The organism is Anoxybacillus sp. TBDG-1 (assembly GCF_054815885.1).
On record NZ_JBTZSY010000063.1, the window covers coordinates 1 to 10,165 of the forward strand.

Annotated in this window: 6 protein-coding genes and 2 pseudogenes; all 8 read right to left on the bottom strand. The window is 42.0% G+C overall.

The features are described from left to right. Nucleotides 1-971 (bottom strand): annotated as a pseudogene (gene tnpC, locus ACYQY7_RS13020) (IS66 family transposase); the annotation flags it as partial. Between the two features lie 223 nt (nucleotides 972-1,194). Beyond that, entirely contained in the window at nucleotides 1,195-1,395 is a 201-nt protein-coding gene (locus ACYQY7_RS13025) for a hypothetical protein (RefSeq protein WP_461202671.1), read from the bottom strand. Between the two features lie 108 nt (nucleotides 1,396-1,503). Continuing rightward, a pseudogene (locus tag ACYQY7_RS13030) lies at nucleotides 1,504-2,235 on the bottom strand (HI0074 family nucleotidyltransferase substrate-binding subunit). 124 nt (nucleotides 2,236-2,359) lie between these two features. After that, on the bottom strand, nucleotides 2,360-3,907 hold the full coding sequence (gene pruA / locus ACYQY7_RS13035; protein ID WP_461202673.1) for an L-glutamate gamma-semialdehyde dehydrogenase: 1,548 nt from the start codon (nucleotides 3,905-3,907) through the stop codon (nucleotides 2,360-2,362). Between the two features lie 91 nt (nucleotides 3,908-3,998). Then, nucleotides 3,999-5,126 carry a CamS family sex pheromone protein gene (locus ACYQY7_RS13040; RefSeq protein WP_461202675.1) on the bottom strand — a complete coding sequence of 376 codons (1,128 nt, stop codon included), beginning with the start codon at nucleotides 5,124-5,126 and terminating at the stop codon, nucleotides 3,999-4,001. Nucleotides 5,127-5,141: 15 nt separating this feature from the next. Then, entirely contained in the window at nucleotides 5,142-7,148 is a 2,007-nt protein-coding gene (gene ligA / locus ACYQY7_RS13045) for an NAD-dependent DNA ligase LigA (protein WP_461202677.1), read from the bottom strand. 5 nt (nucleotides 7,149-7,153) lie between these two features. Then, nucleotides 7,154-9,319 (bottom strand): DNA helicase PcrA, encoded by a 2,166-nt coding sequence (pcrA, locus tag ACYQY7_RS13050; RefSeq protein WP_461202678.1) that lies wholly within the window; start codon nucleotides 9,317-9,319, stop codon nucleotides 7,154-7,156. 42 nt (nucleotides 9,320-9,361) lie between these two features. Then, nucleotides 9,362-10,048, bottom strand: coding sequence for a heptaprenylglyceryl phosphate synthase (pcrB, locus tag ACYQY7_RS13055; protein WP_461202680.1), 687 nt, complete (start codon nucleotides 10,046-10,048; stop codon nucleotides 9,362-9,364). Nucleotides 10,049-10,165: the final 117 nt, after the last annotated feature.

Sequence of the window (10,165 nt, forward strand, 5' to 3'; positions counted from 1 at the left end):
ACACGTTTTTTTCGTGTTTCGTCAGTGTGGAAACGATGCTTCTTGTGATGCAAAAAGACTGGGCGAATGTTTCTTCACGAAACGTACCCGAAATGTTCTCTTTGACTTTGACCATGCGAAGATCGCGTTCGGCTTGGTTGTTGTCAAAGGGAACATGCACTTTACGTGAGAAACGCAGCGCTTCTTCCTTTCGTTTCTGAAGCCGTCGAACAAAAGCGAGTGCTTTTTTCGGAAGAGGCGTCATCGTTTCCAATCGGTGCTGTGCTTTCGCTAGGATGCGATCATACATTCGTTCCCATCGTTTCGCTTCTTTTTTGGAAAGTGCACCGTGATGGGCTTCGACTGCCTGTTTGGCGGCTAACAGAAACGTGGTCATGCGCGTTGCCCATGTCTTGTTCGATGAAACCCTTCAATTCACGCAAATGATGGGCATGGCAAAGAGCATGTGTGGCTTTCGTGTATCTCGGATACGTACCGAACCCATCATGCATCATCGTTCCTTGATACCGCGGAAGAATCCCGATGTCATCGGTCGCTTTCTTTCCACGAGAAGCGTGGGAAGCCAAGTACGTATATTTCGATGTACACGCGACATGCACCCATGCGAGTTTCCCATCCATGCGCAAACTCGTTTCATCGACATGCAAGATATCAGAGTCAAGTAAGGCGTCTTCGATCATGTCCATATTGGATTCTAGCGCTTGGCGACCTCGTTTCACCATATTGGCAAGGGTTCCTGTACTGATTGGGTGTTGATATAATGCTTCGATCGTATCACTCAAACGTTTGTAAGGGATCCATTGGATATGGTGCAAATAAACAACGAGTGCAGTAAGACGTGGACCGTATTGCACATGATTCGTGACATGTGGTGGAAACTCCGCTTGTTGAACACATCGGCAATGTGGACAGGATTTCACTTCACGTTCATGTTGTGTCACTTCGATCGTCACGGGAGGGAGATCGAACACTTGACGGACATCGACTTTGAACGGTTTGACTTCACGCAAAGAAGCCCCACATCAAGAAGCCCCACATCCTTGACACGTGTGCACACGATGGACGATGCGATGATGTGGACGTTCCACTTGATGGAGCATCGTTCCTTGATGTCCTTCTTGTCCGCCTGGCTTGTTGCCAGATGGCTTGCGAGAAGAATGGGTGTGAAAACGGTCAGAAGATGGAGGCAAATGGCTATTGGAGCTGTTTTTTTTTCGTGCGTGCTTCCAGCTCTTGAACGCGATATTTGAGTTGTTCATTTTCTTTGCGCAGCTGTTTGTTTTCTTGACGCAAATGTTCATTTTCTTGAACGAGTTGATGAATGAGCTGTTTTTGTTGTTGGACTTTGCCGATGAAGCTCTCAACTGTAAATACAGCTTGTTGTACCGTCAACATGCGATTCACCTCCTTGTCTATCAGTATTCACATCATAGACAGGAAAAGCAAAAAATATTCAGCTCACTTTATGATGTGGCTGAATAGTTACCGATGAAAAGATTTTCCCTATTCTTCTAATTCACGAACTCGTTTTTTCATCTCTACTAATAACTGATCAAATAAATGAACATAGAGCTGGCGAACATGTTCATAAATTTCCATCGCTATTTGTTCATCGTATGTGTGTGATGTTCTGTTTCGGTCTTCTAACATTTGAATCCACGCTTCTCCATCTTGAATAAGTCCTTCTTTAAATGCCTGTTTAATCGTTTTTCGCGGACTTGTTACTTCATTGTTTCCGTTATATTCTAAGTAACTTTTCATCCATTTCCATGCTAGTTCGTACGCAAATTCAAATCGTTGAATTGTCGCGTCAAGAACTAGGTCGTCTTTTTCCACATCACGCGTAATGCTTTGATGTAGTTTATTTTATGCTTTTTCAAAGTCAAATAGTTTATCAATAACTTTATTCATCGTCACAACAGCCTCCCCTCGTTCATTCGTTAAAAAAATAATCTTTCCTTCGAGATCAATGTACGATTTGAGTTTTTCATTGCTGATCCTTCCATAATCAATAGCATCCACCGTATAAATGATATTTGCTTCTGCTAAATCGTCTTGAATGCGGTACAGCTGCTCGTTATGGCTTCTAAACTTAATCGCAATGTCGATGTCCGACGTTTCTTTATAATCGCCTCTTGCCCTTGATCCGAACAAAATCACTTTTTCAATGATGTTCGCATAATTTTGAAACACATAAATGAGGTTATAAAAGGTTTGCTTTTTTAATCCGTACATGTTTGTACTCAATCGCCCATCACCACCCACTTCTATATCATATGAAAGATGTTTTTCTTTATTATCGCTCTTATGTTACATAATTGAAACCCCTCTTAGCGTTTTCGCCAAGAGGGGTTTTCCATTAAAACATTTCGGATACCGTTTTTGCTTGCATATGAAGAAGTAAGTAGTCTGGTCCACCTGCTTTCGAGTCTGTTCCAGACATATTGAACCCACCGAACGGATGGTAGCCGACGATCGCACCTGTGCAACCGCGATTAAAGTAAAGGTTTCCGACATGGAACTCCTCGCGCGCTTTTTCTAGGTTAAAGCGGTTATTTGAAATGACAGCACCTGTTAAGCCGTATTCTGTATTGTTGGCGATTTCAAGCGCATGGTCGAAGTCTTTTGCTTTCGTAAACGCCACAACAGGTCCGAAAATTTCTTCTTGCATAATGCATGCTTTTGGATCGAGATCGGCAAACACCGTTGGCTGAATGAAGAAGCCTTTCGAGTCGTCTCCTTCGCCACCTGTCATGAGCTTGCCTTCTTGTTTACCAATTTCGATATACTCCATAATTTTGTTGTATGCCGATTGGTCAATAACCGGTCCCATAAACGTACTTTGTTCTTCTGGATTGCCGACTTTTAATTGCTTCGTTAGCTCAACGACACGGTTTAATACTTGGTCGTATACATCTTCAAGCGCGACGACACGAGAGCATGCCGAACATTTTTGTCCAGAAAAGCCAAAAGCTGATGCGACGATGGATTGCGCAGCTAATTCTAAATCTGCTTCTTTGTCCACAACGATTGTGTCTTTTCCGCCCATTTCCGCAATGACGCGCTTGAGCCAAATTTGTCCCGGATGCACTTTAGCCGCACGCTCATAAATGCGAATACCAACATCGCGAGAACCTGTGAAGCTAATAAAACGTGTGCGCGGATGGTCGACTAAATAATCGCCTACTTCCGCACCGCTTCCTGGAATGTAGTTTAATACACCTGCTGGAAGGCCTGCTTCTTCTAACACTTCAACAAACTTATACGCCACTACTGGCGTTGCACTTGCTGGTTTTAACAATACTGTATTTCCTGTCACAAGCGCGGCAACGGTTGTTCCTGCCATAATCGCAAACGGGAAGTTCCACGGCGAAATAACGACGCCGACACCAAGCGGAATGTAGAAGAAACGGTTTGTTTCCCCCGAACGGCTTTCGACAGGGATGCCGTCTTTCAATTTCAACATTTGACGAGCATAATATTCCATAAAGTCAATCGCTTCGGCAGTATCCGCATCCGCCTCTTTCCATGGTTTTCCTGCTTCTTTCACAAGCAATGCTGAAAATTCATGTTTGCGACGACGCACAATCGCTGCCGCACGGAATAAAATATTTGCGCGCATTTCTGGCTTCGTTTTGCTCCACCATGTAAATGCTGCATTTGCTGCTTGCATCGCTTTTTCTGCTAAATCTTTATTCGCTTTCGCTACGCGACCAACAATTTCTGTTTTATTTGCAGGGTTGATCGAAACAATTTTATCTTCTGTCATGATTCGCTCGCCGCCAATGACAAGCGGATAATCTTGACCGAGATAAGCTTGTACCGTTTTTAACCCTTCTTCAAACGCTTTTTTGTTTGCTTCGACTGCAAAATCAGTAAATGGTTCATGTTTGTAAGGTTGTACCATCATGTAAGCCCCCTTTGTTGAAATTACAAAAGCGTTTTCATACACACAATTTCATTCTAACGGATGAACGATACATATTCAAATGTTATAGCTAATATATGTGAACAAACGGTTCACTTTTATTCGGGCTTTTTATAATAATACTTTCTGGTCCGCGCACCGAAGAAATGTAAACAGAAATCGGCATATAATCAGGCATTTTTTCAATAAGCAGACCTGTGACGTATTGCGTAAATCCGATGACTTCTGCTTTTCCATAAAACTGCATCACAATGTCAACCGTCAATTGTTGTAGTTGGTCATCGCGATAAAACGCTCTGCCAATGACTCCGGTGTAATTCGGGAAAAATTCTTCAATATCTGACTTTAAGTTTAAAAACTTCACTAAATCATCGCGATGATTTTTTTCCGCTTCATCCGATGGAAAAACATAATATTCTTCATTTATTTTTTCCCAATCTTGGATCGTATTGCTCCCCTTATCTACGTAGCCAGCAGTAAAAAAGTGCCCTGGGACGATAGACGACTTCGGTTGCTGTTCAAATAAGCCAACAACAATCGGCACTTCTCTTAATCCATCAATTTTACGTAAGCGAGAAACAATTTCTTCTGCGGCTTTTTTCCCTTCTTTCTCCATATCGCTTTTCGAAATTTTTACTTCACGTGGGTACCCTTCTTCCGTCTCATAGTAATGAACAGAATTCATCGCAAGTCCAATGACGACTCCACCTAATTGAACTTTATCGTTTCCGGTTTTAACTAAATAGTTGTGCTCCAAAATATGCGAAATGTAAAGCGGGTGTTTTTTGTTTTTCTCTTCATTTGTTCCTTCGTTTCCAAGCGCAGGATTGAGCCCTTCACCACCCCCTTGTTTTCGTTTGAGCCACGACTCAATCGTTTTTCGGTCTAAATATTGCCCTTGCTGAAATAAATATTGTGACGGAGAAAACTTTTCTTGTGCAATGCGCATTAAACCGAGCTCAAATTCATCCATATCTAATCTCGTGTTTACATTCTCAACGACAAGTCCGCGTGCCTCTCCAGGTTGAAACGGTAAAATCGTACGATAATACGAGTTAGAAATGTTGTACTTTGGAATAATCGCCTTTTGTTTTTTATTTTCCGTTTCTTGCACCACTTGTTCTTCCTGATTAAATTTTGGCGCGCATGCTGACAAAGTAAGAAGCGTACAAGTGAGCAATATGATTAACTTTTTCATCATCCACACCTGCTTTTATTGTTGTATTTCTTGAAGAAAACGCGCTTCATCCCAAATCGTAATACCGAGTTGTCTTGCTTTTTCTAGTTTTGATCCCGCGTCTTCACCTACAACGACAACATCTGTTTTTTTGCTGACGCTTCCTGTCACTTTTCCACCTAACGCTTCAATTTTTTCTTTTGCTTCACTACGCGACATCGATTGCAATGTACCTGTTAAAACAAACGTCTTCCCAGCAAACGTTGAACTTATATCGACTGTCTGTTTTGCACCTTTATACGTCATATTGACACCATATGCCCGTAAACGTTCAAGCAATTGCTTTACTTCTTCTTTTGAAAAATACGTCACAATTGAGTCCGCCATTTTTCCCCCAATTTCATGAATGGCTGTTAGCTCTTCTTTTGTCGCTTGTTGGAGACGTTCCATCGTTGCAAAATGTTCCGCTAACGTTTTTGCAGCTTTTGCGCCAACATGGCGAATACCAAGCCCAAATAATAAACGTTCAAGCGAATTTTGTTTCGATGCTTCAATCGCTTGCAGTAAGTTTGTTGCTGATTTTTCGCCCATTCGTTCCAATGCGACAAGCTGATCTTTCGTTAACGTGTACAAATCTGCCACGCTGCGAACGAGACCATGTTCAAATAGTTGAGCAATCACTTTTTCGCCTAATCCATCAATATTCATCGCTTGACGTGAAACGAAATGAATGAGCCCTTCTCGAATTTGTGCCGGACATTGTGGATTAACGCAACGAAGGGCGACTTCATCGTCTAATCGAACAAGTTCGCTCGCACACGCAGGACAATGCGTTGGCATATCGAACGGCTTCTCTTGTCCTGTTCGCCGCTCTGGCAATGAACGTACAACCTCTGGAATAATATCGCCTGCTTTTTTAATAACGACGTAATCACCAAGACGAATATCTTTTTCACGAATATAGTCTTCATTATGGAGCGATGCACGTTGCACGATCGTTCCTGCGACGCGTACCGGTTGTAAAATAGCTGTCGGTGTCACCACACCTGTCCGACCAACGCTTAATTCAATATCAACAAGTTGTGTCACAACTTCTTCGGCCGGAAATTTATACGCAATCGCCCAGCGCGGACTTTTCGCTGTTGCTCCGAGTTGCTTTTGCTGTGCAAATGCATCTACTTTAATGACAATTCCGTCAATATCATACGGCAATAACGCTCGCTGTTCATGCCACTGTTCGATGTAAGCAAGCACTTCATCAATCGTTTCACATACTTTTCTTGCTGGGTTAGTTTTAAATCCGAGCTCATCTAAATAACGAAGCGATTCACTATGAGAGACAAGCCCGAGCTCTTCGTCGTTGACAACACTATATATAAATACATCTAGTTGGCGAGTAGCGGCGATTTTTGGGTCAAGCTGACGAAGCGAGCCAGCAGCCGCATTGCGCGGATTGGCAAACAATTCTTCCCCATTCATTTTTCGCTGTTCGTTTAGCTTTTCAAACGATTTTCGCGGCATATATGCTTCTCCGCGCACTTCAATTGTCACTTGTTTCTGTAATCGAAGCGGCAACGAGCGAATCGTTTTTAAGTTTTCTGTAATATCCTCGCCCGTCGTTCCATCACCACGCGTCGCCCCTTGTACAAAATAACCGTCTTCATAGCGAAGCGATACCGCTAAACCGTCAATTTTTAATTCACATACGTAACGTACATCACCAACTTCTTGGCGCACACGGCGGTCAAAATCGCGCAAATCCCCTTCATTGAAAGCGTTGCTTAAACTAAGCATCGGCACGCGGTGGGTAACTTTTTTAAACGCTTCTAACGGGGCACCACCAACGCGTTGCGACGGAGAATCCGGTGTTTTATATTGTGGATATTGTTTCTCTAACTCCATCAATTTTCTCATTAATTCATCGTACTCGGCATCAGAAATAGAAGGTTTGTCTAATACGTAATATTCATAGTTATATTTCTCAATTTGTTGGCGCAATTCGGCAATTTGCTTTTCAACGTCGTGTTGTGCCACGTTCTTCATCCTTTCTACACTTTCGTAATCGGAGCAAATTTCGCCAATAGTCGCTTAATCCCAATCGGGCTTGAAAAAGCGACATCTAGCTCTTGATCGCCATCGCTTTCTTTCACACGAACAATTGTGCCAATTCCCCATACTTTATGGCTCACCTTATCTCCTACGCGCCATCCCCCTTGAAACATGGTAGATGGACGTTGGGATGTCGCCTGTTGTTTCACTCGTTTATGTGCATACTCAATAAGCTCTTCAGGAATTTCATCAATAAATCGCGATGGGGCGTTGACGTGCGTTTGTCCGAATAACGTACGCATATGTGCGCTCGTTAAAAAGAGCTCTTCTTCAGCACGAGTAATGCCGACATACGCTAGACGGCGTTCTTCTTCCATTTCATCTTCATCATTTAAAGAACGGTTATGTGGAAAGATTCCTTCTTCAAGTCCGACTAAAAAGACAACTGGAAACTCTAATCCTTTAGCTGAATGAAGCGTCATTAAAACGACTGCATCGTTCGTTTGTCCTTCGCTATCATTATCAAGCTGATCAATATCTGCCACAAGCGCTAAGTCCGTTAAAAAAGCAACAAGTGACTTATCTTCGTTTACTTGTTCAAAATGTTGAGTAACTGATAAAAACTCGTCAATGTTTTCAAGGCGGCTATGTGCCTCTAACGTTTTTTCTTCACGAAGCATATCGCGATAACCTGAACGATCGAGCACATCTTCAACAAGTTCGGTTACAGATAAATAATGTTGCATTTCGTTCCAATGGTGAATTTGTTCGCGAAATTGTACGAGCGGTGCAGCGATGCGCGCACTAATTCCAATTTCTTCAATAAAAGCAAGCGCATCAAACATGGATATCCCACGACTAGAAGCGTATGCTGCAATTTTATCAATTGTCGATGCCCCAATACCGCGTTTTGGAACGTTAATGATTCGCGTGAAGCTAATGTCATCATTCGGATTCGCAATTAAACGTAAATACGCTAAAATGTCTTTAATTTCTTTTCGATCATAGAATTTTAAACCGCCGACAATTTTATATGGAATGTTTGCTTTTAATAACATTTCTTCAAGCACACGTGATTGGGCATTTGTTCGATATAAAACAGCAAAATCTTTATACGTTCGTTTTCCTGCATCAACATATTCTTTCATTTTTCCGACGACAAATTGCGCTTCATCTATTTCCGTCATCGCCTCATAATATACAAGTGCATGTCCTTCACTATTTTCTGTCCAAAGTTTTTTCGGTTTTCGTTGCGTGTTATGCTCAATAACCGCATTGGCTGCTTGTAAAATGCGTTTAGTTGAACGGTAATTTTGTTCGAGGAAAATCACTTTGGCATTCGGATAATCTTTTTCAAACGATAAAATGTTGCTAATATCAGCACCGCGCCAACGATAAATCGATTGGTCAGAATCACCGACCACACATAAGTTTTGAAATCTCTTAGCAAGCATGTTCACAAGCAAATATTGTGATCGGTTCGTATCTTGATATTCATCGACATGAATGTATTGGAACTTTCGCTGATAGTATTCTAACACCTCGGGAACGCGTTGGAATAATTGGACCGTCGTCATAATTAAATCATCGAAATCAAGCGCATGATTACGCAACAATCGTTTTTGATACTCTTTATACACTTCCGCTACAAGCTGTTCATATGGGCTTGCCGCTTGATCGGCATATTTTTCTGGCGTTATCAATTCATTTTTTGCGCTACTAATGGCACTTAAAAGCGCACGGGGATCATACTTTTTCGAGTCAATATTGCGATCTTTTAAAATATGCTTTAACACAGATAATTGATCGGTTGAATCCAAAATAGAAAAGTTCGCATGGATACCGATGCGGTCAATGTCGCGTCGCAAAATGCGGACGCACATCGAGTGAAACGTCGAAATCCATATATCTTCCGCTTGTTTCCCAACAATGCGCTCCACGCGTTCTTTCATTTCACGCGCCGCTTTGTTTGTAAATGTAATCGCTAAAATGTTCCACGGAGCAACGTCTTTTTCCGCCATTAAATAAGCGATGCGATGCGTTAATACGCGCGTTTTTCCACTTCCTGCACCCGCCATAATTAACAGCGGACCTTCCGTCGTTTTTACCGCCTCTTTTTGTTTTTCATTTAATCCTTCTAACAGCATGCGTGCTGACATACTCATTTTTTCACCACCAAAACATATGTTCTCTTTTCTATTATCCATTTATGTCAATTTTCCTTTTACCGCCTCGACTGTTTGCAATGCCGTTTGTAAATTTGTATAAATGGCGTTCCCAATGACAACCGTATCGGCCCACGTTGCCATTTCTTTCGCTTGTTCAGGAGTATGAATGCCACCACCATAAAACAGCCGTGTATGTTGCAACGTCCGTTTCACTTTTTCTACAAGCGTCACATCTCCGTACCGCCCACTATACTCCATATAAAAAATCGGGAAATGATACATGTGTTCTGCCATTCGAGCATACGCAATCACATCTTCATCTGTTACGTTTGTTCGGGCACTCGTTAACGATGCTGCTTTACATTCGTCATTTAAAATACAATACCCTTCAACAAACAGTTCTTCCCAATTGATTAAATCACCAAACTGCTTTACTGCTTCATGATGTAAATCAATGAGCCAGGTGAGATCACGGCTATTCAGTACCATCGGAATAAAGTAATAGTCAAATCCAGGAGTGATCGCTTCAATATTCGATACTTCTAGCGCACACGGAACGGAAAAACGGCGCACGCGTGCAAGTAACTCGATGACGTTTTCAAACGTCACACCGTCCGTTCCACCAACAATAATCGCATCTGTACCTGATTCACATACTTGTTCTAACTGCTCATCTGTTATATATTTATTCGGATCTAATTTGAACACATGTCGCCATGTTGTCATGTTTTTCACCTCATCTCATTATAACAAAAATCATAACAAAAAATCGGAAAAAGAAGCTGACTCGTTTGAGTCAAGACTTTGTGGGAGATTTTTTTCTCGACCGATTTTTTTGGTTAT

What these genes read in the sequence shown, in the direction of transcription:
- ACYQY7_RS13025 (WP_461202671.1), bottom strand. Translation starts at nt 1,395, where the DNA reads ATGTTGACGGTACAACAAGCTGTATTTACAGTTGAGAGCTTCATCGGC.
- pruA (WP_461202673.1), bottom strand. Translation starts at nt 3,907, where the DNA reads ATGGTACAACCTTACAAACATGAACCATTTACTGATTTTGCAGTCGAA.
- ACYQY7_RS13040 (WP_461202675.1), bottom strand. Translation starts at nt 5,126, where the DNA reads ATGAAAAAGTTAATCATATTGCTCACTTGTACGCTTCTTACTTTGTCA.
- ligA (WP_461202677.1), bottom strand. Translation starts at nt 7,148, where the DNA reads ATGAAGAACGTGGCACAACACGACGTTGAAAAGCAAATTGCCGAATTG.
- pcrA (WP_461202678.1), bottom strand. Translation starts at nt 9,319, where the DNA reads ATGAGTATGTCAGCACGCATGCTGTTAGAAGGATTAAATGAAAAACAA.
- pcrB (WP_461202680.1), bottom strand. Translation starts at nt 10,048, where the DNA reads ATGACAACATGGCGACATGTGTTCAAATTAGATCCGAATAAATATATA.